Source organism: Halomarina litorea (assembly GCF_024227715.1).
Taxonomy (GTDB): Archaea; Halobacteriota; Halobacteria; order Halobacteriales; family Haloarculaceae; genus Halomarina; species Halomarina litorea.
Genome location: NZ_CP100448.1, coordinates 2,616,579 through 2,639,455 on the forward strand (window position 1 = coordinate 2,616,579; position 22,877 = coordinate 2,639,455).

Annotated in this window: 26 protein-coding genes and 1 pseudogene; 15 read left to right on the plus strand and 12 right to left on the minus strand. The window is 70.4% G+C overall.

Annotated features, from left to right (window positions below; translation table 11 throughout):
• Positions 1-22 precede the first annotated feature (22 nt).
• The 3 genes from NKG96_RS14490 (at position 23) to NKG96_RS14500 (ending at position 2,952) form a co-directional block, all read left to right on the plus strand.
• Positions 23-298 carry a HalOD1 output domain-containing protein gene (locus tag NKG96_RS14490; protein ID WP_254535772.1) on the plus strand — a complete coding sequence of 92 codons (276 nt, stop codon included), beginning with the start codon at positions 23-25 and terminating at the stop codon, positions 296-298.
• 79 nt (positions 299-377) lie between these two features.
• Positions 378-1,256: a protein translocase subunit SecF gene (gene secF, locus NKG96_RS14495; protein WP_254535774.1), complete on the plus strand. Its 879-nt coding sequence runs from the start codon at positions 378-380 to the stop codon at positions 1,254-1,256.
• A 97-nt stretch (positions 1,257-1,353) separates the two neighbouring features.
• The gene (locus tag NKG96_RS14500; protein WP_254535776.1) at positions 1,354-2,952 is read left to right on the plus strand and encodes a preprotein translocase subunit SecD; all 1,599 of its coding nucleotides are present in this window, start codon (positions 1,354-1,356) and stop codon (positions 2,950-2,952) included.
• Positions 2,953-3,133: 181 nt separating this feature from the next.
• Here the strand turns inward: NKG96_RS14500 and NKG96_RS14505 are convergent, their stop codons facing one another.
• A complete protein-coding gene (locus NKG96_RS14505) occupies positions 3,134-4,009 on the minus strand; it encodes an ArsR/SmtB family transcription factor (protein ID WP_254535778.1) in 876 nt (291 codons plus the stop codon).
• An 83-nt stretch (positions 4,010-4,092) separates the two neighbouring features.
• On the opposite strand from NKG96_RS14505, the gene hpt reads away from it, so the two are divergent.
• Positions 4,093-4,647: a hypoxanthine/guanine phosphoribosyltransferase gene (gene hpt / locus NKG96_RS14510; RefSeq protein ID WP_254535780.1), complete on the plus strand. Its 555-nt coding sequence runs from the start codon at positions 4,093-4,095 to the stop codon at positions 4,645-4,647.
• 83 nt (positions 4,648-4,730) lie between these two features.
• Here the strand turns inward: hpt and NKG96_RS14515 are convergent.
• Positions 4,731-4,850, minus strand: a pseudogene (locus tag NKG96_RS14515) (macro domain-containing protein); the annotation flags it as partial.
• A 250-nt stretch (positions 4,851-5,100) separates the two neighbouring features.
• Positions 5,101-5,748, minus strand: a complete 648-nt coding sequence (gene rnhB, locus NKG96_RS14520) for a ribonuclease HII (RefSeq protein WP_254535782.1) — start codon at positions 5,746-5,748, stop codon at positions 5,101-5,103.
• Between the two features lie 200 nt (positions 5,749-5,948).
• Between rnhB and NKG96_RS14525 the strand changes: the two genes are divergently transcribed.
• Positions 5,949-6,713 carry a helix-turn-helix domain-containing protein gene (locus tag NKG96_RS14525; protein WP_254535785.1) on the plus strand — a complete coding sequence of 255 codons (765 nt, stop codon included), beginning with the start codon at positions 5,949-5,951 and terminating at the stop codon, positions 6,711-6,713.
• A 9-nt stretch (positions 6,714-6,722) separates the two neighbouring features.
• On the opposite strand, the gene NKG96_RS14530 is transcribed toward NKG96_RS14525, so the two are convergent.
• Complete coding sequence (locus NKG96_RS14530; protein ID WP_254535787.1) at positions 6,723-7,154, minus strand: cytochrome P450; 432 nt, start codon at positions 7,152-7,154, stop codon at positions 6,723-6,725.
• Positions 7,155-7,191: 37 nt separating this feature from the next.
• Here NKG96_RS14530 and NKG96_RS14535 point away from each other — a divergent pair, with 37 nt between their 5' ends.
• Positions 7,192-7,848, plus strand: a complete 657-nt coding sequence (locus tag NKG96_RS14535) for a helix-turn-helix domain-containing protein (RefSeq protein WP_254535789.1) — start codon at positions 7,192-7,194, stop codon at positions 7,846-7,848.
• Positions 7,849-7,851: 3 nt separating this feature from the next.
• Here the strand turns inward: NKG96_RS14535 and NKG96_RS14540 are convergent, their stop codons facing one another.
• The 3 genes from NKG96_RS14540 to NKG96_RS14550 all read right to left on the minus strand — a co-directional run bounded on the left by NKG96_RS14540 (position 7,852) and on the right by NKG96_RS14550 (position 10,237).
• Positions 7,852-7,995, minus strand: coding sequence for a hypothetical protein (locus NKG96_RS14540; RefSeq protein ID WP_254535791.1), 144 nt, complete (start codon positions 7,993-7,995; stop codon positions 7,852-7,854).
• A 76-nt stretch (positions 7,996-8,071) separates the two neighbouring features.
• A complete protein-coding gene (locus NKG96_RS14545; RefSeq protein ID WP_254535794.1) occupies positions 8,072-9,367 on the minus strand; it encodes a tRNA pseudouridine(54/55) synthase Pus10 in 1,296 nt (431 codons plus the stop codon).
• Between the two features lie 60 nt (positions 9,368-9,427).
• A complete protein-coding gene (locus NKG96_RS14550) occupies positions 9,428-10,237 on the minus strand; it encodes a hypothetical protein (protein ID WP_254535796.1) in 810 nt (269 codons plus the stop codon).
• 175 nt (positions 10,238-10,412) lie between these two features.
• Here NKG96_RS14550 and NKG96_RS14555 point away from each other — a divergent pair, with 175 nt between their 5' ends.
• Positions 10,413-11,783, plus strand: coding sequence for a DUF389 domain-containing protein (locus tag NKG96_RS14555; protein ID WP_254535798.1), 1,371 nt, complete (start codon positions 10,413-10,415; stop codon positions 11,781-11,783).
• Here the strand turns inward: NKG96_RS14555 and NKG96_RS14560 are convergent.
• Positions 11,764-11,961: a DUF1328 family protein gene (locus NKG96_RS14560; protein WP_254538151.1), complete on the minus strand. Its 198-nt coding sequence runs from the start codon at positions 11,959-11,961 to the stop codon at positions 11,764-11,766. The genes NKG96_RS14555 and NKG96_RS14560 overlap by 20 nt on opposite strands.
• A 268-nt stretch (positions 11,962-12,229) precedes the next feature.
• On the opposite strand from NKG96_RS14560, the gene NKG96_RS14565 reads away from it, so the two are divergent.
• On the plus strand, positions 12,230-13,066 hold the full coding sequence (locus NKG96_RS14565; protein WP_254535801.1) for a formate/nitrite transporter family protein: 837 nt from the start codon (positions 12,230-12,232) through the stop codon (positions 13,064-13,066).
• A gap of 49 nt (positions 13,067-13,115) precedes the next feature.
• A complete protein-coding gene (locus NKG96_RS14570) occupies positions 13,116-13,697 on the plus strand; it encodes a metal-dependent hydrolase (RefSeq protein ID WP_254535803.1) in 582 nt (193 codons plus the stop codon).
• Here the strand turns inward: NKG96_RS14570 and NKG96_RS14575 are convergent.
• From NKG96_RS14575 to NKG96_RS14585, 3 genes are all read right to left on the minus strand, one after another.
• Positions 13,651-15,096, minus strand: coding sequence for a carotenoid oxygenase family protein (locus NKG96_RS14575; protein ID WP_254535806.1), 1,446 nt, complete (start codon positions 15,094-15,096; stop codon positions 13,651-13,653). The genes NKG96_RS14570 and NKG96_RS14575 overlap by 47 nt on opposite strands.
• A 305-nt stretch (positions 15,097-15,401) precedes the next feature.
• The gene (locus NKG96_RS14580) at positions 15,402-15,641 is read right to left on the minus strand and encodes a DUF7861 family protein (protein WP_254535808.1); all 240 of its coding nucleotides are present in this window, start codon (positions 15,639-15,641) and stop codon (positions 15,402-15,404) included.
• A 49-nt stretch (positions 15,642-15,690) separates the two neighbouring features.
• Positions 15,691-16,428: a hypothetical protein gene (locus NKG96_RS14585; RefSeq protein ID WP_254535810.1), complete on the minus strand. Its 738-nt coding sequence runs from the start codon at positions 16,426-16,428 to the stop codon at positions 15,691-15,693.
• A gap of 208 nt (positions 16,429-16,636) precedes the next feature.
• On the opposite strand from NKG96_RS14585, the gene NKG96_RS14590 reads away from it, so the two are divergent.
• The 4 genes from NKG96_RS14590 (at position 16,637) to glmS (ending at position 20,995) form a co-directional block, all read left to right on the plus strand.
• The gene (locus NKG96_RS14590) at positions 16,637-17,458 is read left to right on the plus strand and encodes an undecaprenyl-diphosphate phosphatase (protein ID WP_254535812.1); all 822 of its coding nucleotides are present in this window, start codon (positions 16,637-16,639) and stop codon (positions 17,456-17,458) included.
• A 140-nt stretch (positions 17,459-17,598) separates the two neighbouring features.
• A complete protein-coding gene (locus NKG96_RS14595; RefSeq protein WP_254535815.1) occupies positions 17,599-17,940 on the plus strand; it encodes a helix-turn-helix transcriptional regulator in 342 nt (113 codons plus the stop codon).
• Positions 17,941-18,020: 80 nt separating this feature from the next.
• A complete protein-coding gene (glmU, locus tag NKG96_RS14600) occupies positions 18,021-19,211 on the plus strand; it encodes a bifunctional sugar-1-phosphate nucleotidylyltransferase/acetyltransferase (RefSeq protein ID WP_254535817.1) in 1,191 nt (396 codons plus the stop codon).
• Entirely contained in the window at positions 19,211-20,995 is a 1,785-nt protein-coding gene (glmS, locus tag NKG96_RS14605; protein WP_254535820.1) for a glutamine--fructose-6-phosphate transaminase (isomerizing), read from the plus strand. The genes glmU and glmS overlap by 1 nt, the downstream gene beginning before the upstream one ends.
• A gap of 65 nt (positions 20,996-21,060) precedes the next feature.
• Here the strand turns inward: glmS and NKG96_RS14610 are convergent, their stop codons facing one another.
• Positions 21,061-21,906 (minus strand): zinc metalloprotease, encoded by an 846-nt coding sequence (locus NKG96_RS14610; RefSeq protein WP_254535822.1) that lies wholly within the window; start codon positions 21,904-21,906, stop codon positions 21,061-21,063.
• 293 nt (positions 21,907-22,199) lie between these two features.
• Between NKG96_RS14610 and NKG96_RS14615 the strand changes: the two genes are divergently transcribed.
• Together NKG96_RS14615 and NKG96_RS21190 are read left to right on the plus strand one after the other, a co-directional pair.
• Entirely contained in the window at positions 22,200-22,607 is a 408-nt protein-coding gene (locus NKG96_RS14615) for an SDR family oxidoreductase (protein ID WP_254535825.1), read from the plus strand.
• A complete protein-coding gene (locus NKG96_RS21190; RefSeq protein ID WP_254535827.1) occupies positions 22,526-22,765 on the plus strand; it encodes a YbhB/YbcL family Raf kinase inhibitor-like protein in 240 nt (79 codons plus the stop codon). Before NKG96_RS14615 ends, NKG96_RS21190 begins: the two co-directional genes overlap by 82 nt.
• Positions 22,766-22,877: the final 112 nt, after the last annotated feature.

Sequence of the window (22,877 nt, forward strand, 5' to 3'; positions counted from 1 at the left end):
CTGGTGAGAGGCAGGTATCAAGATGAGCACCGACGACGCGGGCACACGACGACACGACACACACCAGCGGTCGCTCACCATCGAGATCGTTCGCGCCCTCGCCGCCGAACACGGCTGCCGACCCGAGGCCCTCCGGCCACGACTGTACGAGGCGATCGACCCCGACGCACTCGAAGCGCTGTTCGCCCCCTGCGGCGACGGCACGCCGCGGGCGCCTGGCTGCGTCGTCTTCGAGATTGGGTCGTTCGAGGTCACCGTCGAGGGCGACCGGAACGTCTCCGTGGCGTCGGCCGAGTAGGGTCGGCTTTCACCCGCACGCGACGGGCTCGTTTCTCCGAAAAGGAACGCTTATCCAACGCCCCTCCAGACCGACGCACATGACTCGATTCGAGGTACCGACTGTCGACTACACCCGGTACTCCAACCGCCAACTGGTGGCCGTCCCCCTGGCCGTGCTGGCGGTCGCACTCGCGGTCATCGCCGGGTGGTACGTCCTGACCGGTGCCCCCGTGACCCCGGGCATCGCCTTCACCGGCGGCACGGAGCTCCAGATCGCGACGGACGACTCGGACGCCGAGATTCGCGAGGCGTTCACCCAGCGCGTCCCCTACGAGGTGGAGTCGGTCCAGCGGGCCGGCGACTCCTACATCGTCACTTTCCAGGCGACGCAGAACAGCGAGGTGCGGGAGATAACGAACGCCGCGGACGACGCCGGCTACGAGGTACTCGCCCAGCAGTCGCGCTCGCCGACGTTCTCCTCGGAGTCCCAGCAACAGGCACTCATCGGTATCGCCGTTGCCTTCGCCGGGATGAGCGTCCTCGTCTTCCTGCTCTTTCGGACGTTCGTGCCGAGTATCGCCGTCGTCGCCAGCGCCTTCTCGGACATCGTCATCCCCGTCGCGCTGATGAACCTCTTCGGCATCAAGCTCAGCCTCGGGACGGTGGCGGCGCTGTTGATGCTCATCGGGTACTCCGTCGACTCGGACCTCCTGTTGAACAACCACGTCCTCCGGCGGTCGGGTGACTTCTACGACTCCACCTACCGCGCCATGCGCACGGGCGTGACGATGACGCTCACCTCAATCGCCGCGATGGCCGTGATGACGTTCGTCGCCTCGCCGTTCGTCTTCGGCATTCCCCTCCTCCCGGAGGTGGGCATCATCCTCGTGTTCGGCCTCACCGCCGACCTGATGAACACCTACCTGCTGAACGTGAGCCTGCTTCGCTACTACAAGTACGAGGGGATCGCGAAATGAACGGGGTCGATTCGCTCACTGCTCACGCTCGCCATCGTCGGGCACGCCCGAGGAGAATCGCCTCGCTCCGCTCGGCTCACCACCGGGGGTGGTCCGAGTGAACCTCAGAGGGAACTGGCGGGTCGTCCTGCTCGCCGTCTTCGTCGTCCTGAGCGGCGTCGCCCTGTTCGCCCCGACGGGCGGGGGCGCTGGCGGCAACGCGACGAACGACTCGGCGGCCGTCTCCACCGGCCCGACGAACCTCCAGTACGGTCTGGAACTCTCCGGCGGGACGCGCCTGCGGGCGCCGCTCGTGGGGCTGACCGCCGAGGACGTCGCGGTCACGCCCGACAACGAGCAGACCGTCGAGGAGACCGTCGCCGATCAACTGGCCGTCTCCTCGCTCGACGTGCAGGCCCGCCCCGGCGCGACCCCGTCGGCCAGCGGCACCGTCGAGGTGTTCAACGAGAACGTCACCGAAGAGGAGTTCGTCGCCGCCCTGCAGGCCGCGAACCTCTCGGCGACGACCGAGAACGTCCGGTCGGGCGTCACCGACCAGACCATGCAGACCGCCGTGGAGGTCCTGGACCGGAAGATACGCGGCGCGGGCGGGTTCTCCGGGGGTGACGCCGCCGTCGTCACGAGCGCGACCGGCGAGTCGTTCGTCCTCGTCGAGGTGCCCGGCAAGAGCCGGTCCGAGGTGCTCGACCTCGTCGGTGACCGGGGGCAGGTCGCCGTCGTCGCCCACTTCCCGGACCAGAACGGATCGGGCTACCGCAACGTCCTGCTGTTCACCCAGGAGGGCATCGCGGACGTCCAGCCGGTCCGACAGGACTCCTCCGGTCAGCCCGTCGTCCCCATCCGCCTCACCGAGAGCGCCGCACAGGAGTTCTCGGACGCGATGCGGCAGTACGGCTTCACGGGCTCCCAGGGCGTGCTCAACTGCCAGTACGAACGCAACCCCGACGACGCGGGCTACTGTCTGTTCACCGTCGTCGGCGGGGGCGTCGTCAACAACACCGTGCAGGGCGAAATCGTCTACGAGGCGAGCGTGGCCCCGAGTCTCGCCGAGACCATCAACAACGGCGACTTCGTGAAGGACCCGCGCTTCCAGACCAGTGCGCCCAACACGAGCGCGGCCCAGAACCTCCGCCTGAACCTGCAGGCGGGGGCGCTCCCCGCAGAACTCGACGTCGACAGCGGGACGTCGTACTTCCTCCAGCCCAGTCTGGCACAGGAGTTCAAGACGTTCTCGGTGGTGACGGGGTTCTTCGCGGTGCTGGCCGTCGCGGGCGTCGTCTTCCTTCGCTACCGCGAACTCGGCGTCGCCATCCCGATGTTGCTGACCGCCGCCGCCGAGGTGTTCATCCTCCTCGGGTTCGCGGCCGCCGTCGGCCTCGCCCTCGACCTCTCGCACATCGCGGGGTTCATCGCCGTCATCGGGACGGGGGTGGACGACCTCATCATCATCGCCGACGAGATTCTGCAGGAGGGAGAGGTGCGCACCGGGAAGGTGTTCGAGTCGCGCTTCCGCAAGGCGTTCTGGGTCATCGGTGCGGCCGCCGCGACGACCATCGTCGCCATGTCCCCGCTGGCCGTCCTCTCGCTGGGCGACCTGCAGGGGTTCGCGCTGGTCACCATCGTCGGCGTCCTCATCGGCGTCCTCGTCACCCGCCCGGCCTACGGGAACATCCTGCGGAACGTCGTGCTGGACTGAGTCCGACCGTTTCTCGAAGCCAGTCGCTCACGGGGAGTGGCGTCGCGAGAACCGTCCGGGGGGTCCGACCCGGACGGGCTGTCAGAGGGAGGGGACGGCCGCTGTCAGAGGCGTGTACGCCGCCCCCTACCGATTCGGGGTGCGTGCGGTACGGGCATAGGATTTCGGGGTAGCGAATTACTCAAATTGAACTGACATGTTCGGAGAAGAACCGGTCGACGACGTCGAGGGTACCGTCGACGACCACCCGGAGCGAGTCGTCCGCGAGGTCGTACGTGACGGCGACGCGCCACGGGTCGCGGGACAGAACTTCGCACTCGGCGTCGCCGTCGAAGACACCGGGGTACGGGTCGGTGGAAACTCCGCGGCGTTCGTGGAACGTCCGCACCACCGGGTAGTGAAGCGCGAGGGACACCATCGGGGTGTGGTGGTACCAGTGGCAGTGGGTACACTCCAGGTGGGCGAAGGTGTCGTCGTTCAGCCCCTCGGTGTGACTCTCGTCGATGAAGTCGGAACGCACCGGTCCCGAGCAGTACGGGCAGATGCCACTGACGAACGTCCGGAGGGCGCACTGTGCCTGTCGCCTGCCGGCCAGCCACAGGCTCTCGGGGTCCTCGGGATCGAAGGCGTTCGGCGGGAGCGGATACCGGGTGTGCGTCCACCCGCACGCCTCGCACCCGAGGTAGTAGCGCGCGCCCTCGTAGCGGACGCACATCCGCTCGGCGCATCGGAGGCACTCCTCGTCGACGGGCGCGGGCGGGACCTGGTGGTGGTCGGGCCCGAACGACCCCGAGAGGATGGCCTGGTAGACGCGGATTCCCGGAATCGTGAGCTGGTACCCCTCGTCGACCCGTTCGACGAACCGGTCGCGCAACTGCCGGAGGTGGTAGTTCAGGTTCCCGGTGTCGCGGACCCCGAGTGCGTCGCGGAGCGTCCGGTGGGACAGCACCGCGTACTCGCCGCCGCCGCTGGCGTCGCCGATGGCCTCGATGATTCGGAGTCGCGTCTCGTTGGCGAGAAGCGAGAACGCGTCCTCCAGGTGCTCCCCGTCGGTCACAGCGTCTGTTCGTCGCGTGGCGTAATTGCCTTTCGCCGTGGAACGGCCGGTGGGTTTAGCCCGCGGGGACCGTTGGCCCGTCCATGCCGGACCTCACGCGACTCAAGGCCTCGCTCCGTTCTGCACCCGTCGTGGACCGCGACGGGTACGACTACATGGTCCACCCCGTCACCGACGGCATCCCGCGCGTCGAACCCGACTTGCTGCGGGAGGTGGCACGCGCCCTCGCGACGGTGGCTGACCTCGAGGGCGTGGACTACCTCGTCACGCCCGAGGCGATGGGCATCCACCACGCGACGGCGCTCTCGCTGGAGACGGACCTCCCGTTCGTCGTCGTCAGGAAGCGCTCGTACGGCCTCGACGGGGAGGTGGCCGTCCACCAGACGACCGGCTACGGCGAGGACGAACTCTACCTCAACGGGGTCGAGGCGGGCGACCGGGTGTGCGTCGTCGACGACATGCTCTCGACGGGCGGGACGCTCGCGGCGGTCTGTACCGCACTCGGGGAGGCCGGCGCGGAGGTGGTGGACGTGGTGACGGTCCTCAGACGCGACGACGGTATCCCCGACCTCCCGGTCGACCCCTCCTCACTCCTCCGGGTCGAGGTGGTGGACGGCGAGGTCCGAATCGAGGAGTGAGGGGAGTCGATAGACCGAACTACCGTCGCCGCGCGCCCGAGGTATGGACGACGGGAACGACCACGACACGGACCGGCGGCACGACCGGCGCGACGGAGCGCCCCGGTCACGCCACTGCCCATGCGAAGCGAGGTGCCCGCTGCATTGACGAGCGCGTCGGCGGACTGTGCGGCGATGTCGCCCTCGACGACGGTGAACTCCATGCGAGAGCGTACACTCAGCGGGTGAAAACGGTTGGCGGCCGCGTGCCACGGCCGTGCCATATCCCGTAGTGTCGAAAGAGTCGAGGCGGCGGGGCGACGCTGGATGCCTACCCCACCTGTGACGGCGAACCGTCATGAGCGACGCGTCGTCCGGGCCGCCTCGTTTCCGAGGAGCGACCCCGCACGACTCAGCCTGTGGGCTACTCGTGTAGCCCGCCCGGTCCAACACGGACTCACGTGCTAGCCACTCTCAGAAGGAGTCGAGAGCGGACTGCTCCGCGGCCGCGAGGACGTCCCGACTGGTCTTCCACGAGGTGCGCGCGCACGCGGGGAGATCGCCCGTATCGCGGACGTACTCCCGGAGGAACGACCGGGTCGCGGGGTCGCTCGGGTAGCCCGACCCGAGGTCGTACCCCTCGTAGTCGGCGGCGAGGCGGGTGAGGGCGGCGTCGCGTTCCACCTTCGCGACGACGCTCGCCGCCCCCACCAGCGCCGAGGACTCGTCGGCGCGGTGGACCGCCCGCACCGTCACCGCCCCGTCCAGCGCACCCGCGACGCGACGGGCGAACCGGGCCTCGTCGACGTCCGCCGCGTCCGCGAGGCCCTCGCACCCGTCGGGAACCGCGGCGTCGGCGATGGCGGCGGCGTGGGCCGTCACCGTCAGCGAGTTCATGTCTGTCCCGGGGTCGTCGATGCGCGCCGTCGGGACGCGGGCGACGCCCGTCGACACGTCGGGGTGGTCCCGGAGGAGGGCGGCCAGTCGCTCCCGGCGGTCGGGGGCGAGCCGTTTCGAGTCGTCCACGTCCTCAGGGAGCGCCGCCCCGGGACCGTAGACGCAGGCGGCGACCATCGGCCCGAGCACCGGTCCCTTCCCCGCCTCGTCGACGCCGAACTCCATGGAGGAGGCGGGGCGCGCACCCACCATAGGCGTTGTCGTCGGGACGACGGACCCGTCGGTACCTCTCCGCCGCGTGTCGGTCACGCCTCCCGAACGGTGGCCGGAAAGTTGACGTATCGGCATCGTCAGGACGGGACACGGAACGACCCACCCGGGTCATCGAGCGGTGAGGGGGCCGACCCCACCGCGTTCCCCATCGAATGACATCCAACACCACGAACGGCGTGGCGGTGTTGCCCGCCGTGCCCGACGACGGACAGTCGACGACGCGGGATGGTGACGGGTCCGGCGACCGGCCGGTCCCCACGCTGGCGGAACTCCGCCTCCCCGCAGACCGGGTCGCACTCGGGGCCGCGTTCCGCCGGGAACCCGCCCTGACGTGTCGCATCGAACGCGTCGCCGCCGGGCGGCCGGACCGGCCGTTCACGTTCGCGTGGCTCGGCGGGACCGACCGGCAGGGAATCGAGGAGGCGCTCGCGGCCGACCCGTCGGTCGAACTGCGCCGGATGCTCGCCGAACGCGACGGCCAGTGGCTCGCCCACCTCGCGTTCGACGAGTCGGTCGCGCTGGTGGCCGCAGTCGTCACCGGCGCGTCGGGCGTCGTGTGCGCGGCTCTCGCCCGCGAGGGCGCGTGGCGACTCCACCTCCGGTTTCCCTCCCGCGACGACGTAGGCGCGACCGTCTCCCACCTCGACCGCTTCGGCTTCGAGGCGGACCTGACGCACATCCGCGAGGCCGGCGAGACGGACGACCTCCGCCTGACGGAGAAACAGCGCGAGACCATCGAGGCGGCCTACCGGCAGGGGTACTTCGAGGTGCCCCGCCGGGTGTCGCTCGGCGAACTCGCCGAGGACCTCGACGTCTCCCATCAGGCGCTCTCCGAGCGACTCCGTCGGGCCCAGCAGGCGCTCATGCGCTTCGAACTGGCCGACACCCCGGCGCCCGTCGAGACGGAGCGGGCGTGAGGCGACCGGTCAGCGCTCGTGCAGGCGAACCCCGACGGGGCCGTCCGGGACGGCGTTGGCCGTCGCCACGAGGTCGAGTGGCGCGTCGGTGAGCGACTCGACCCGGAACCGCCGGGCGAGGGTCGCCACGAGGAGGCGTAGCTCCGTCCGGGCGAAGCGCATCCCGATGCAGTGGCGCGGGCCGCCCGAGAACGGGAAGTAGGCGTACTCCGGGCCGTCCCACGTCGCCCAGCGCTCGGGCCGGAACTCCAGGGGCGCGTCGAACCAGCGTTCGTCGTGGTGGACGACCCACTGCGGCAGGGAGACGACGCTCCAGCGAGAGGGCGCTTCCGAGGAGGGGGAGTCCCGCGGGGCCGCTGGGGACCCGCAGGTCGGCGCCGTTCGTGACTGCCATACCCGAGGCTCGTCCGCCCCCGCGCTTGCCGGTTCTGTCGGACGCACTAGTGTCTTTAAGCCGGTGGCGGCGTGGCACGCGGGCATGCAGTATCTCGACCTGACGGTACGCTACCCGCCCTCGTGGCGCCACCCGATGCACCGGTATCTGGACGACGCGCCCGACGCCGAGCGGTCGCGGATGCTCGCGTGGAACCTCTCGGCGGGCGACCTGACCCACGCCCTGTTCCACGTCGTGGCCGACCGGGAGCCCTACGTCGCCGCCCTCGACGGGGTGGACTCCGTCGAGCGCTACGACGTGACGGCGCTCGACGACGGGTCGTTCTACGTCTTCGTCCGCGAACGGACCGGCGAGCGCCTGGCGCGGTTCGCGGCGGCGTTCGCGGGCCTCGACCTCGTCATCGTCCCGCCGCTGACCTACCTGCCGGGCGGTCGCCTGCGCTTCGAGGTGGTCGGCGAGGCGGGGGCGCTCCGGTCGGTGGTCGAGGGGGTCCCCGACCCCCTCCGGGCGGACGTGGAACGCGTCGGCGAGTACGACCACGCAGACGCGGGGGCGGCGAGCCTCACCGGGCGCCAGCGGGCGGCGCTCGACGCGGGCCTCGAAGTGGGGTACTACGACGTGCCGCGGACGGGCGGCGTCGACGACGTGGCCGCGGCACTCGGCTGTGCGCCCTCGACGGCCTCGGACCACTTGCGGAAGGCGGAGGCGGCGCTGGTCAGGCGAGCACGCGCCGAAGAATGAGCCTCAGTCGTCCGCCGGGCGGACGAGTCGGTCCTCCCCGTCGTCGTGCTCCTCGCGTCGCTCCCTCCCCTCGGGCGCCGGATCCTCGTGTTCCGCCGCGGGCGCGTAGTGGAAGACGTACTCCTCGGTGGTGTTGCGGTGGCACATGGTTTGTCACACCTTGTCGTGACAAATAGTGACATACACAAAAACCTGTCGGCCGTCTGCGACAGCCCGTTAAGTATCAGGCCGACGCATCGTCGCGGAAGAACTCCGGGCGCTCGAACGGTTCGTCCTCGCCCTCGACGCGCAGGACGTCGAGCGCGGTCACCTCGGCGTCGACGCCGAGCAGTCCCGCCAGCGAGGGGTCGGTGCGCCCGTCGTCGCTGCTGATGAGTTCCTTCACGTAGAGGCCGCCCTCGCCGCGCAGTTCGACGACGGCGTGATAGTCGTCCTCCAGTTCCCCCTCGATGTCGTAGACGGTCCGGGTGCGCACGATGTCCGCCCGCCGGTGGTCGACGCGGTGGGGCGTGCGCTGTTCGAGCGTCGCCCCCCGCAGGTCGTCGAGGGCGGTCTGGAACGCCTCGTCGTCGACCGGGTCCGAGAACTCGACGGTGGCGCGGTAGGTCTTCTCGGCGTCGAGTTCCTTCACCCGCTCGACCATGTCGTGGGTCGCGAGCCGCAGGCCCTCCACCTCGGCGCGCCCCTCGGCGAACTCGTTGATGGACGCCTCCAGCGACGCGGCATCGACGAGACGGCGCCGCGGGTTCTTGACCTCGATGACGAACGGACGCCCCTGGTCGAGCATCAGGGCGTCGACGTCCTCGCGGCCCGCGCCGTGGAAGACGGCCTCCTCGCCGTTCATCGCCTCGAGGACGACGGGGGCCGTGAGTTGTTCGACGCTCGTCCCGTAGCGGTAGCCGGTCCCCTCGCAGGCCTCGCAGGGCTGGCCGCGCTTCATCCCCGACACCCCGCACTCCGAACAGGGCCACTTCGTCTGGGGGATGTCGCGTTCGAGTTTGCGGTACCGGCCGTAGACGAACGCGCTGTTGACCTGCAGGTCGATGTCGTCCGTCGAGAGGTCGATGAGCGCGAGCACGTCCGGGCGTTCGAGGTCGAGTTCGGCGTCCGTCGCCGCCCCGATGCGCTTTCCGACCTCGCGGTTGAACTCCGATTTCAACTGCTCGCCGGCGTCCTCGGGCAGGCCCGCGTCCTCCCGGAGGAAGCGCTCGTTCTCCTCCAGCAGGGGCGAGACGCGCGTTCCGACCTGATAGGTCCGGAACTCCCAGCCCTCCATCGCCGCGAGCGCTCGCTCCGCGAACTGCTCGAAGCGGGTACACTCGCCCTCGCAGACCCAGCAGTCCTCGGGGGTCGGCGGTTCGTAGGGGTCGTCCGTCGCCAGCGCGAACGAGACGCGCATGGCCTTCCCGCGCTCGGCGTTCGTGAGGCCGAAACTGCGGTCGGCGACCAGTCGCCCGAGACAGGCGTCGCAGACCGGGCCGGTCGCCACCGCCCGTTCCGTCACGTCGTGCAGGTCCATTAGCGTACGTCAGGCCACGCCGCGCCTTTGGCCTTCGGATTGGCGGGTCGGCGGCGAGCGTCAGTCCGGTCGCTCGCCGCCACCCGCCGTCCGTCCATCGAAACCGGTGTCGACCCGCCGTCCGCGCGCCCGGTCGCCCCGGAGGAAGGCGAGCGTCGTCGCCGAGAACGCGAACCCGACGGGCGCGGCGACGGCCGACGCGAGGAGGATACCGCCGACGCCCGCCGTGTACGCCAGCAGGGAGACGGGCACCGACACCACCGCGCCGACGACGAGGTACTTCACGAAGAACGCGAGGTGCTCGCCACCCGCGACGGCGAGCCGGTAGCTCCGACGGAGTGCCGACCCGATGGACCGGTCCTCCGTGACGACGAGGAAGGGCGCGGCGTAGAACAGGTAGCCCGCGAGGAGGAACAGGGGGACGCCGACGAGCAGACCGAGGATGCCGCTCGCCAGCGCCGCCGCCACGACGAGGAACCCGACCAGCGCCACCAGCACGGCGTACACCAGCAGGTCGACGACGTACCGGCGGGCGTTGGCGACGAAGTCGTACCGGCCCGTCCGGAACGTCTGTTCGAGACTCCCGAGGTAGCCCGCCGCGAGCACCCCCTCCGCGACGAGGGCGAACGGGAGGACCCACAGCGGACCTGCGACGGAGAACCCGTCCGGCGCGGGCGGGTTGACGAACGACCACAGGCCGACGACGGCCTTCGGGAACGGGAAGGCAACGTCGAGCACCCGGTCGCTCCCGACGGCCCTGAAAATCTGGCCCACCTGCAGGAGCGACCAGACGAACGGGACGACGACGAGGCCCCGGGCGGGGCGGGTGCGCTCCCACGAGTCCGAGAGCAGGTCGAAGAACGCGACCATCTCAGCGGCCTCGCGGGGGCGAAGCGTTCGGGAGGGAGTCGAGAGCGGCGCTGGCCGGGGAGGGGCGGGGGACCATCTCTGCTCGAATCCCCACCGTCGAGTGACATAACCGTTCGGGACGGGAGGCGTTCTCCCGGCGGCAACGGTTTTCACGCCGGGTGGAGTTACCCACGCCATGCGCTTACTGCAGGTGTCGGTGCCGACGAACCGCCGCGCGGCGGTCGAGTCGGCGCTCGACGACCTCGACACGCGGTATCTCCTCGTCGACGAGGTGAGCCACACCCCGTCGCTGGTCTGTTACATCCCGGTGCCGTCGGGGGCGGCCGAGGGGGTGCTCGACCGCCTCTACGACGCGGGACTGGACGAGGACGCTTACGCCGTCGTCACCGACGCGAGTTCCGTCAGGGGCGTCGACACTGACCGACTCACCGCCGAACTGGTCGAGGGGCCGCAGGGCGACCGGGGTATCTCCCACCCCGAACTCCGCGAACGGGCCGACGACCTGTGGCCCGACGGGAGCACCTACATCGCGCTGGCCCTCCTGAGCGCCGTCGTCGCCACCGCCGGCCTGCTGCTCGACTCGGCCATCGTCATCGTCGGGGCGATGGTCATCGCCCCGTTCGCCGGGACCACCCTCTCGGCGTCCGTCGGGTGGGTCATCGACGACTACGACATGATTCGACGGAGCGCCCGTGCGCAGGTCGTCGGCCTCGTGGTGGCCGTCCTGAGCGCCCTCGGCGTCAGCGTCGCCATGCGACAGGCCGGGTTCGTCCCGCGGATGCTCCAGATAACCGCCGCCGAGCAGGTGGGCTTTTTCATCACGCCGAGTCTGCTGGCGCTGGCCATCGCCATCTGTGCGGGCGCGGCGGGTGCGCTGGCGCTGGCGACTGACCTCCCCGTCTCCATCGCGGGCGTCGCTGTCGCCGCCGCAATCGTCCCCGCCGCGGCCGCCTTCGGCATCGGCGCGGTGTGGGGCCTCCCGCTGATGGCGTTCGGGGCCATCGTCCTCCTCCTGATGAACATCTTCTTCATCAACGTCACCGCCTACGCCGCGCTGGTCCTCCTCGGCTACCGGTCGTCGGTGGTCCGGGACTCGCTCGGGAGCGTCGGCTTCGACCTGCGGACGGGAGTCTACGCCCTGCTCGCCGTCGCCTTCGTCGTCGTCGGGGTGGGGACCACCGCCGCCACCGCACAGCACATCGCCTTCGAGCACTCGGTCGGGACGGAGGTGACCGACACGCTGGACGACGAGGCCTACAGCGGCCTCGAACTCCACGACGTCAGCACCCAGTACAACGACATGGGCATCTTCGGCGAACCGGAGACGGTGACCGTCGAGTTCGGGCGCAGTTCGGACCGCGACTACGCGACGCTCGCGCGGACGTTACAGGACAGCATCAGCGACCGCACCGGCCACCCGGTGACCGTCCGGGTGCAGTTCACGGACTACTCCGAGGCGACGCCGGTGTCGGCGACGCTCGACGCGCCGTCCGACCGCCGGGCACTCCGGGCCCGTTCGCCCGCCCTCAGAGCAGGAACGAGATGACCGCGAGGACGATGAACACGAGCACGAGGATGCGCGCCGCCTCCATCGTCAACCCCGCGATACCGCCGAATCCCGCCAGCCCCGCCACGACGGCGAGGACGACGAACACGACGGCCAGCCACAGCAGGCTACCCGACTGGAGCGGCATGGCCAGCAGCGCCGGGAGGTAGGACACCATCGTCAGGCCACCCCCCCGGTCCGCGCGGTCGGTCGGACGGTCCAGCACCGGCACGCCGCGATGTCGTGGGACATGCTACCCGAAATGGACACGATAGCGCCGGATAACCGTTGACCCTGCAAGGGCAGAATCGCCCGTCCGTGGCTCCGCCGGGGCGTCCGCGCAACTGTCCTCTTCGCGGGGCGATCCCGTGCAATCGTCCCGAGTCCCGGACAGTCAGAGCGGTTCCGTCGCTTAACTAAGCTCTCACCCACCGTACTTCGGCGGAATGGCAACCGCGACCGAGGGGTCCGGGGACGCGACCAGCCCCAAGTCCCAACAGGACATCCTCACCGAGCAGATACACGAGGGGCTGAGCGAACTCCGCCGCCCCTGGGACGGGTTGTTCCTCTCGGGTCTCTCGGCGGGTCTCGACGTGGGGTTCGGCCCCGCGCTGATGGCCGTGATGCTCACGCTCGCGGACTTCTCGTTCGCCAACGAACTGACGAAGGAGCTGCTGATGGCGAGCGCCTACACCGTCGGATTCATCCTCGTCGTCCTCGGGCGCTCCGAGCTGTTCACCGAGCACACGACGCTCGCGGTCCTCCCGGTCCTCGACCGGCAGGCGTCCGTCGGCCAGCTCGCCCGCCTCTGGAGCGTCGTCTACGCCGGGAACATCGTCGGCGCGGTGCTGTTCGCGGCCTTCCTCGCCGTCATCGGACCCGCCACGGGCGTCATCGAGCCCGCGGCGTTCACCGAGATCGCGACCGGCCTCGTCGAACACCCCTGGTGGGTGCTCGTCGGCGCGGGCGTCCTCGCCGGGTGGCTGATGGGCCTGCTGTCGTGGCTCGTCGCGGCCGGCCAGGAGTCCTTCACGCGCGTGCTGTTCGTGTTCATCTGCACGTCGGCCATCGCGCTGTTGCACGCCCCCCACTGCATCGCCGGCACCGTCGAGGTGGTGATGGGCGTCCTCGGCGGCACGGGCGTCGGTCTCGGGGACTTCGCGTACTTCCTCGTCTTCTCGACGATAGGGAACGTCGTCGGCGGGACGGTGTTCGTCGCCCTCCTGAAGTACGGGCACGTCGCCCGGAGCGGGCCACGCACGGAGCGGCCCGCAGGCTGGTGAGCGTCGTGTGCGTCCCGCCCGTCGACACGGCTCCTGGAGGCGGTCGGTAGTGCAACTGCCCGGCCACGTCGGCCTCGTCCTCCTCGTGGTGTCGCCCGTCTGGTTCGGCCTGGTGACCCGCGAGGCGGTTGGCGTCACCCTGCTGGCCCTGCTGACGGCGATGCTCCCGGACGTGGACCTCGTCCTCGAGGCGTTCCTCCCCATCGAGCACCACGGGGTGACCCACGGCGTGTGGTTCGTCCTCGCCGTCGGCCTCCTCCTCGGCGGCCTCGTGACGTGGTGGTACGTCTCGGGCGGGCGACGGCACTTCCGGCCCGGGAGCGACGCCCGCCACCTCCCGGCGCGGACCGTCTTCGCCGTCACCGCGAGCGCGTTCGTCCTCGGCGGGACGACGCACATCCTCGGGGATATGCTCACCGCCCCCGACGTGGCCCCGCCGATTCGCCCGCTGCTCCCGCTCTCGGACGCGGTGGTCAGCTTCGACGTGCTGTGGGTGTACGACCCGGTCGTGAACTTCGGCCTGCTGGCGCTCGGCCTCCTCGTGCACCTCGCGCTCTGGCGACTCGCTCCCAATGGGACGACGCTCAGTCGAGTTCGGGGAAGTACCGGCCGTGGAAGTCGAAGGGGATAGCGTGCGGGACGGCGGCCCGCGCCCGCTCCTCGAAGGTCCGACCGTCGAGGACGACGAGCCACGAGTGGCCCGCCCCCACGTCGAGTTCCACCGTGAGGACGACGCCGTCGTCCTCCGCCTCGCGGTCGCTCGCGGGCGCGGGGACGAATATCGGCTCGCTGTAGTGGCGCTCTCCCTCGGCGGCGAACGCCGTCGCCTCGCGCGTCTCGGTGTCGACTTTCACCAGCCGACCGGGCCACTCGGTGACCGGCTGGTCGGTCCCCTGCGCGTAGACGTAGCGGTGGGGTCGACAGCGCACGGCGGGTGAAGCGGTCGGGAGGGCGGTGCCGTCGTGCAGTCGCTCGCGGTCGACCGACGCCCCGTCCGCACGGAGCGAGACGGTGAAGCGGTCGAGCGACCCGCCGAAGACCCCGAGGTCGTCGGCGCGGAGGCGGGAGAGCGAGAGCGCCGCCAGCGAGGCCGCGTCGGGGACCGTCTCGAGGTCCACGACGAGGTCGTCGCCCGGTCGCGGGCGGCCCTCGCCCGCCGGCCGGGCGTTGCGCTCGTAGGCGTTGACGTGGTGGAACCCGAAGAACGCCTCCATCCGCGGTTCGGCGACGAGGCCACCGGTCCGCCGGTCGACGACGAGAAACCGGGTGCCCCGGTCGGGTTCCCAGCGGAAGGCGTCGACGAACCCGCCGTCGCTCCGGAGCATGTCCATCGGGTCCACGACGAACGGGAACTCCGTGAGGACGACGTAGTTCGGCGTGAGCGCGAAACTGTGCATGTACGCGGGTTCCTCGACGGGTACCGTAGCGACGTGCTCCCGACTCGTCGCGTCGACCGTCTCGTGGACGTGGTAGGCACACCGCCGGCCGAACTCCACCTCGAAGGTGACCAGTCGGTCGGTCCACGGGTCGCGCACGAGGTGGGCACACGAGAGGTGTCCGCTCGGTTCCGGGCCGTCGTACTGGACGTGTCCGAGGGTGTCCAGCGTCCCCGGGTCGAACTCGACCCGGCGCGGCGTCTCCGTGAGCGCGAGGTAGCGGTCGCCGAAGCGCTCGGCGACGATGTTCGTGTTGTCGTAGGCGGGCGCGAACAGCGCCCGAAGGAGGTCGAGCGCCGACGCGCCGCCCGTCGCGAACCCGGTCAGGGGCTCGCCGTCCCACACCCGCTCGAAGGTGTCGGTCCGCAGGAAGCGGTTCCGGTACGTGACTCCCTCGCCGTCGAACCCGAAGCGGTGGAGCATCGCCAACCCGTCGAACCAGTGGTCGATGTCGGTCCCCCCCGCGGTGAACGACCCCGGGCCGTTGCGGACGAGGACCCCCGTGAGCCACGCGGGGAGCGACCCCTCGACAGGGAGGTCCGTCGCCCGCTCCCGCGTGAGCGAGTGGAAGCCGAGTCGCTCGCCGGCAGTCATGCTCCCCCCACGAGTGAGGGCGCCTTACCAGTTGCCACCGCTACTCGCGGAGGAGTGGGTACGGGGACCAGAGAACGGACTATACGACCGCGTCGTGTTCGACTCGCGCGTGTTCGAGGAGTTCGTCGGCCGTCTCGAACACCTCGCCACAACTGCACCGGTGAAGGCCCTTCAGTTGCTCTGGTGGCATACCCTTGGGTTTGGCGCGTGATGGGTTATACGTTGTGTAATCTCACGGAAAGTAGTACAGACGGCCAGCCACGAGCGGCGGAACCGAGCGACCGGCAGGCTCCGGTCGCCGACAGCTATTTGAACCAGACCGTCGCGCCGGCCACGTCGGCGGGCGTCTCGACGGCCCGGTCGAGTCGGCCGGTGAACAGGTCGTAGACGGCGTCCGAGACGGTCACCTCGACCGACCTGTTGCCGTCGTCCGGGGCGACGGTGACGACGTACCTGGCCTCGCGACGGTCGACCCGACGGACCACCCCCGACTGCCAGCCCTCGGCGGTCGGCGGGGGTGTCTGCGCGCGCAGTCGGTCGTACATGGGACGGGGAGGCGACCAACGAGAAAAGCCGTGGCGGTCGCACGGGCGCCTATCCCATCGCCCGGTGGAGCGGGTCGCGCCACGCCTGCGCCGCGTCGTAGTTCGAGAACGTCTCGCGGACCCGTTCGCCGAGGAGCGTCTCCGCGTAGGCGTCCCGGTCGGCGACGTCGTCGAGCGACCCGAGCGCGTTCGTCAGTTCGCGCCCGTCGCTGATGGCGTCTTTCGCCCCCTCCCGGGTCGGCGAGGGGACGTAGGGCACGCTCGCCGCGAGCGTCTGGGCGTTGTCGCCGTAGGCGTCGGAATCGGCGATGACCTCGAAGACGGTGTCGTGGTCGGCTTCCGGCGTGCGGTCGACGAACCACTCGACGGCCGACGAGGGGTAGCCGAGCGCCTCGCCGTACTGTCGCTGGGTTCGCGCCCCCGGCGACGGGCCCGCCGTCCGGAGGAAGCGGGGGACCGTCTGCCGGTCGGTCCCGAGCAGGAGTTCGTACCAGATGAACTCCCTGCCGTCCTCCTCGACGGTTTCGACCGGGGTCATCACCCAGTCGAACCCGACGGCGTCGAGCGCTCTCCCCAGGTCCTCGCGCGCCAGCGTCGGTTCGGGTTCGACGACGTCCCACGCCGGAATCCCCTCGGCGGTGTAACACGCCGCCAGCCCGGCCATGGGCTTGACGCCGGTACCGACGGCCAGCATGTCGACGATGTCGCTGTTGGGTGCGGCCGGGCCGAGGTCGCGACCCAGCGCGAGCAGTCGTCGCGCTTCGGCCTCGGTCAGGCGACCACTCATACCGGGGGCCCCGCGCCCGCGTCCGGGTGTCGGACGCGTGGCGATTCTGCTCGGAAGACGGCCGTGACAGTACTCGTATCGCTCATGAACGAAGGGCAGGACTGGACACTGATGAATGTGCTCCATGACTGAGCGGCGCCCGGACGGAAAAAGGCGGGGGGCTTCACGGAAACGAACGGGTTTTGTGGTCTCGGAAGCGCGACGACGTATGGACGACTCCCTCCTGCTCGCACTCGTCGTCGGCGTCCTGCAGGGCGTCTTCGAGTGGTTACCGATATCGAGCGAGGGACAGATCTCCCTCTATCTCTCCGTGGTCGAGGGCTTACCTGCGAAAGCAGCCACCCAGTTCTCGCTCGTCCTCCACGCCGGCACCGCGGTGTCCGCGCTCGTCTACTACCGCGGGGAGGTCCGCGACGTCCTCGCGCGGATCCCCGAGTGGCGGCCCGCGACGGCGTTCGAGCGGACGCCGGAACTCACCTTCCTCGTCGTCGCGACGCTCGTCTCGGCGCTGTCGGGGGCGGTCGCCTACACCGTCCTCGACGAACTCGTCTCGGCGCTGACCGGCGGGGCGTTCGTCGCCCTCGTCGGTGCACTCCTCGTCGGGACGGGCGTCCTCCAGCGCGTCGCGACGGGCGCACTGGGCACGCGGGAGACGCCCACCGCCGGGGACGCCCTCCTCGTCGGCGTCCTCCAGGGACTCGCCGTCCTCCCCGGCGTGTCGCGCTCGGGGACGACGGCGGGCGCGCTGCTCCTCCGGGGGCACGACGGCCCCTCCTCCTTCCGCCTCTCCTTCCTGCTGTCGATTCCCGCCGCCGCCGGGGCGGGCGTCCTCGTCCTCCTCTCGGAGGGGTTGCCGGCGCTCACGCCCACGGCGACCGCGGTCGCCCTCGCCACCAGCGCCGTCGTCGGCTACCTGACCATCGACGCGCTGATGCGGGTGGTCGAGCGCGTCGCCTTCTGGGGCGTCTGCATCGCCCTCGGCGCCCTCGCCCTCCTCGGCGGCCTCCTACTCGTCCTCGGCGGCGCGTGAGTGATCGCCTGTGCGGATGGTAACAGTTCGAGGAGATTGTTAAATTGGAGAGATACTAACCGGTGGTACGGCTGGTACGTGGAACCTAGACGAGAGCGGGTCGCATCTCCCGACCGAGAGCGCGCGGCTCAGGGACGCGCGTGCGGTTTCGGCGGCCCTCGACGGCCTCGGTCTCCCCACTCGTCACCCTCCGGGGAGAGGAGACCCACGGGAAGGAACAGATGGGTGACCTCGCGCGGCTGTTCGACACGAACGCGAGTCCGGAGACGGTGTACCCGCGACTCCACGACCTGGCGGACGGAGACCTGCTGGAGGCCGTCGAACTCGTGCGGACGAAGGTGTACCACGTCACCGCGGAGGCGGCGGTCAGAAACCGGCACCACCGGTCGATGCGCCAGCACCTCGCGCTGGCGGCGGTGTTCGAGGCCGCGTTCTCCCACGACTCAATCCTTCTGTGGAAACGGCGAGGTCCCCTCGCGTAGTCCCGCGCGTCGCTGTGGCGCGTGCGCACGGCCCGTGGCGTAGACAGAACGTTCACGTCCCCGGAGAGTGAGCGATAGGTATGTCCATCGATACGGCGGTCGTCCTCGCCGCGGGGGAGGGGAACCGACTCCATCCGCTGACGCGCAACCGGCCGAAGCCGATGCTTCCGGCCGCGAACCGCCCCATCCTCGAGTACGTCCTCGACGCCCTGATCGACGCCGGTATCTCCCGTCTCTGTCTCGTCGTCGGTTACAAGCGCGACCGGGTCCAGGACCACTTCGGCCCCTCCTACCGGAACGTCGACATCGAGTACGTCGCCCAGGAGAAACAGCTGGGGAGTGGCCACGCCCTCCAGCAGGCCGCCAGCGCCGTCGAGGGGTCGTTCGTCGTCGTCAACGGCGACCGGGTCATCGAACCGCGGATGGTCGAGGCGGTGATCGACGCCCACACCGAGGACGGCAGCGCGGCGCTCGCGGTCCTCGAACACGGCGACGCCCGACGCTACGGTGCGGTGGAGATCGAGGGCGACACTATCACGGCCCTCGTCGAGAAGCCCGAGCGCGAGGACTACCGCCTCATCAACGCGGGGGTCTACGCCTTCGACCGGTCGGTGTTCGACGCGCTGGCGACCACCGCCCGCGAGAACGGCACCCTCCCGCTGACGAGCGCCGTCGAGGACCTCGTCGAGGAGCGTCGGGTCCGGGGCGTCCGCACGGACGGCCTCTGGGTGGACGCGACCTACCCGTGGGACCTGCTCACCGTCGCCCGTGAGGTGCTTCGCCACGGGCTGGTCGAGGAGCCGACCACGGGGAGCGGCGTCTGGGTGGCCAACAGCGCCACCGTCGACCGGACGGCGCGGCTACAGACCCCGGTCGTCATCGGTCCCGACTGCGAGGTGGGCGCGGGCGCCGTCGTCGGACCGAACGTCGCCCTCGGGCGCAACACCACCGTCGGCGCGAACGCCACCCTGGAGGACTGCGTGCTCGATACGGACACCCGCGTCGGGCCGGGGAGCGTCCTGCTGGACTGCGTGACGGGACAGGACGTCCACCTCGGGCCGGGCACCGTCGTCCCCGGCGGCCCCGCCGACGTGCAGGTGGGTGACGCCGTCCACCGCGGCGAGCGCCTCGGGGCGGTGCTCGCAGACCGGGTGCGGACGGGCGGTGCGGTCACCTGCGAACCCGGCACGCTCGTCGGGACGAGCGCCCGACTCGGTACCGGCGTGGTCGTCGACGGAACCGTCCGGGCTGACTCGGAGGTGGTCCGGTAATGTGCGGCATCATCGGCTGTGTCGGTCGCGGCGACGAGACGCTCGACACCCTCGTCCACGGCCTCTCGAAACTGGAGTACCGCGGCTACGACTCGGCCGGCGTCGCCCTCGCCAACGGGAGCGTCGAGGTCGTCAAGCGCGCGGGGGAACTCGAGAACCTCCGGCGGGCGCTGAACGGCGAGCGCGACGGCGTCAGCGGACGCGTCGGCATCGGCCACACCCGGTGGTCGACGCACGGCCCGCCGACCGACGAGAACGCCCACCCGCACCGCGACTGCACGGGGCGGGTCGCCGTCGTCCACAACGGCATCATCGAGAACTACCAGGAACTGCGCGACGAACTGACCGACGCGGGCCACGAGTTCGAGAGCGAGACGGACACCGAGGTCGTCCCGCACCTCATCGAGACGGAACTCGCGGGCGGGGCCGACCCCGAGACGGCCTTCCGGTCCGCCATCGAGCGACTGGAGGGGAGCTACGCCATCGCCTGCGTCCTCGCCGACGACGACCGGGTGTTCGCCGCCCGCGAGGACTCCCCGCTCGTCCTCGGTATCGGTGACGACGCCGTCTACCTCGCCAGCGACGTCCCCGCGTTCCGGGAGTTCACCGACAAGGTCGTCTACCTCGAAGACGGCGAGTTCGCGGTCCTCGATGGCGAGGGCTGGTCCGTGACCGACTCGACGGGGGCCCCCGTCGAGAAGGCCATCGACACGGTGACGTGGGACCCCGAGGAGACCGGCAAGTCGGGCTACGACCACTACATGCTGAAGGAGATACACGAACAGCCCCGCGCCCTGCGCCAGTGTGTCAGCGGGCGGGTGAGCGAACTGAGCGGCGAGGTCGACCTCGACGTGGACGTCGACCCCACCGGCGTCCAGTTCGTCGCCTGTGGCACCTCCTACCACGCGGCGGTGTACGGCGCACAGCTGTTTCAGGAGGCCGGCATCCCGGCGCAGGCGTTCCTCGGCAGCGAGTACGCCACCTCGCCGCCGCCCATCGGCGACGACCTCGTCGTCGGCGTCACCCAGAGCGGCGAGACGGCCGACACCCTGAGTGCGCTCCGCGAGGCCCGGCGACGGGGCGCGAAGACCCTCGCCGTGACGAACGTCGTCGGGTCGACCGTCTCGCGGGAGTGCGACGACACGCTCTACATCCGCGCCGGTCCCGAAATCGGCGTCGCAGCCACCAAGACGTTCTCCTCACAGGTGGTCGCGCTGACGCTCCTCGTCGAGAGCCTGCGCGAGAGTCGCCGCGAGACCATCGCGGCGCTCCGCGACCTACCCGCGAGCGTCCAGACCGTCCTCGACACCTCGAAGGCCGAGGAGGTCGCCGAGGAGTACGTCGACTCGGACGCGTACTTCTTCATCGGGCGGGGGATGCACTACCCCGTCGCGCTGGAGGGGGCGCTGAAGTTCAAGGAGATCTCCTACGAGCACGCCGAGGGGTTCGCGGCGGGCGAACTGAAACACGGCCCGCTCGCGCTCGTCACCGAGAACACGCCCGTCTTCGCGCTCGTCACGGGCGAGGGCGAACAGGCGCGCAAGACCATCGGGAACGTCAAGGAGGTGGAGGCGCGCGACGCGCCCGTCGTGGCGGTGACCGACCGGAAGTCCGACGTGGCGCGCTACGCCGACCACGTCCTCGAGATTCCCGAGAGCGACCCCCGGACCGCGGCGGTGCTGGCAAACGTCCAGTTGCAGCTCGTGGCGTACTACGCCGCCGCCCAGCTCGGACGGCCCATCGACAAGCCGCGCAACCTCGCGAAGAGCGTCACCGTCGAGTAGTCGAGAGAGGCGTCAGAGCGTCTCGTCGACGGAGCGGTCGAACCGCGCGACGTCCGCGTCTTCCGTCAGTGTTCCTCGGGCGAGGCGAGCGCGCACGTCTCGCAGGGCAGGCGCTGGCGCAGGCGTTCCTCGGCGGTCAGGCCGGTGAGCGGGCTGGCCGGGAGCGCGGGCAGCCGGTACTGGTAGATCCCCCGTCGTTCGCAGGCGTCGAAGCGCAACAGGAGGTGGCGGTCCTTCCCGACGACGGACGAGTACGGGCGGCCACAACGGTTCGTCTCGAAGTTGAACTGCCGGCGTTCGAGCGGTCTGGCGGCCCACGCGTAGCCGCTGACCATCGGGCTGACGACCACCCCGGAGCCGTCGTCCGACTCCCGAATCGAGCCGTGGTCGTGTTGCAACCCGAGGGCGTGGCCGCACTCGTGGAGGAGTATCTGGACGGTCCGCATGGGCAGCGAGTCGGGGACGACGGGGCCGACGCTGTCGGCGGGGGGCGCGCGAGCGAGTTCCCGTGCGCCCCCGACGGCGGCGACGTAGGGGACGCCGGCACCGGTCGGCGCCCGTCGCATGGAACTGTCGGTGACCAGTAGGTTGACGTCGTCGACGGGGAGGTGTCGCCCCTCTGCGGTTCCGGTGACGAGGCGCCGTGGCCACATCCCCTCGACGACGAGGCGGTAGGCGCTCTCGGTGTCGAAGGAGGTGACGCCGCCGTAGGAGACGTTCGCGGAGAGCGCGAAGCCCTCGAACCCCCGCCGAAGGTAGCCCTCGACCCGTTCGTGGAGGTCGGGGTACTGGGCGGCGCGCTCGGTCGCCCACCAGCGGACGTCGATGTCCCCGACGAGCGTGGAGACGACGCCGACGGACCCGAGCGTGCCGACCACGCCCGTCCCGAGGAGGAACTCACGGCGGCGCATCGCGCGTCGGCCGGTCGCGACCGCCTTCGGGACGGCCGCCGGCCCGCGTCCACCTCCTCGGTTCGGTCATAGGCGCAGTATTGCTGGCAGACACTTAACCAGTCGGTGAGTCGGTAGTAAGGGAGGTCGAAAGGTGACACGAGAGAGCGGTCCCCGCCCCACCGGCACGCTTACTCCCTCGACCGGCCACAGGACGGTATGACCGACGACGCCAACCAGCCGAACCCCGCAGACCGGCCACCCGGGGTGGACCTCGCGGGGCCGTCGCGCTCGTGACGGGCGCGAGTCGTGGCGTGGGTCGGGGTATCGCCGCCGAACTCGGCGCGGCGGGCGCGACGGTGTACGTCACCGGGCAGTCAGTCGCCGGCGCGACCACCCGAGCGGAACTGGGCGGGACCGTCGGCGAGACGGCGGCCCTCGTCACCGACCGGGGTGGTGAGGGGATCGCGGTGCAGTGCGACCATACCGACGACGGACAGGTGCGGGACCTGTTCGACCGCGTCGAGAACGAATCGGAGCGACTCGACGCCTCGTCAACAACGTCTGGGGCGGCTACGAGGGCTACGACGAGACGTTCGACGCCCCCTTCTGGGAGCAACCCACCGCCCGGTTCGACCGGATGCTGGACGCGGGGGTCCGGGCGCACTACGTCGCGAGTCGGTTCGCCGTCCCGCTCCTCGCCCCGGGAGGCCTCGTCGTGAGCACGACGGCGTGGGACTACTGGGTGGTCTGGAACGTCCCGCCTGACGTCGGCGAGATACCGGAGGACTGGGACGCGACGGAAGCGGAGGAGGGGACGAACGACTACGGGTCGCGGGGCTACGGCGGCCCGAACCCACCGGACCGCGAACACACCTAGGTTCCGCCTGTTCGCCCTCGACGCGACGCTCGACTTGCCCCCGTCGGCGGACGTGTTCGGACTCCTCTCGGCGACGACGGGGCACGTCCTCGCGGAGGCGACGCTGACGGGG

Coding starts and splice junctions, on each gene's coding strand:
- NKG96_RS14610 (WP_254535822.1), bottom strand. CDS start 21,906: ATGCGCCGCCGTGAGTTCCTCCTCGGGACGGGCGTGGTCGGCACGCTC.
- NKG96_RS14560 (WP_254538151.1), bottom strand. CDS start 11,961: ATGGTGTCCTACCTCCCGGCGCTGCTGGCCATGCCGCTCCAGTCGGGT.
- NKG96_RS14575 (WP_254535806.1), bottom strand. CDS start 15,096: ATGACTGCCGGCGAGCGACTCGGCTTCCACTCGCTCACGCGGGAGCGG.
- NKG96_RS14540 (WP_254535791.1), bottom strand. CDS start 7,995: ATGTGCCACCGCAACACCACCGAGGAGTACGTCTTCCACTACGCGCCC.
- secF (WP_254535774.1), top strand. CDS start 378: ATGACTCGATTCGAGGTACCGACTGTCGACTACACCCGGTACTCCAAC.
- NKG96_RS14565 (WP_254535801.1), top strand. CDS start 12,230: ATGGCAACCGCGACCGAGGGGTCCGGGGACGCGACCAGCCCCAAGTCC.
- rnhB (WP_254535782.1), bottom strand. CDS start 5,748: ATGGAGTTCGGCGTCGACGAGGCGGGGAAGGGACCGGTGCTCGGGCCG.
- NKG96_RS14585 (WP_254535810.1), bottom strand. CDS start 16,428: ATGAGTGGTCGCCTGACCGAGGCCGAAGCGCGACGACTGCTCGCGCTG.
- NKG96_RS14590 (WP_254535812.1), top strand. CDS start 16,637: ATGGACGACTCCCTCCTGCTCGCACTCGTCGTCGGCGTCCTGCAGGGC.
- glmU (WP_254535817.1), top strand. CDS start 18,021: ATGTCCATCGATACGGCGGTCGTCCTCGCCGCGGGGGAGGGGAACCGA.
- glmS (WP_254535820.1), top strand. CDS start 19,211: ATGTGCGGCATCATCGGCTGTGTCGGTCGCGGCGACGAGACGCTCGAC.
- NKG96_RS14525 (WP_254535785.1), top strand. CDS start 5,949: ATGACATCCAACACCACGAACGGCGTGGCGGTGTTGCCCGCCGTGCCC.
- NKG96_RS14550 (WP_254535796.1), bottom strand. CDS start 10,237: ATGGTCGCGTTCTTCGACCTGCTCTCGGACTCGTGGGAGCGCACCCGC.
- NKG96_RS14490 (WP_254535772.1), top strand. CDS start 23: ATGAGCACCGACGACGCGGGCACACGACGACACGACACACACCAGCGG.
- NKG96_RS21190 (WP_254535827.1), top strand. CDS start 22,526: ATGCTGGACGCGGGGGTCCGGGCGCACTACGTCGCGAGTCGGTTCGCC.
- hpt (WP_254535780.1), top strand. CDS start 4,093: ATGCCGGACCTCACGCGACTCAAGGCCTCGCTCCGTTCTGCACCCGTC.
- NKG96_RS14555 (WP_254535798.1), top strand. CDS start 10,413: ATGCGCTTACTGCAGGTGTCGGTGCCGACGAACCGCCGCGCGGCGGTC.
- NKG96_RS14580 (WP_254535808.1), bottom strand. CDS start 15,641: ATGTACGACCGACTGCGCGCGCAGACACCCCCGCCGACCGCCGAGGGC.
- NKG96_RS14545 (WP_254535794.1), bottom strand. CDS start 9,367: ATGGACCTGCACGACGTGACGGAACGGGCGGTGGCGACCGGCCCGGTC.
- NKG96_RS14535 (WP_254535789.1), top strand. CDS start 7,192: ATGCAGTATCTCGACCTGACGGTACGCTACCCGCCCTCGTGGCGCCAC.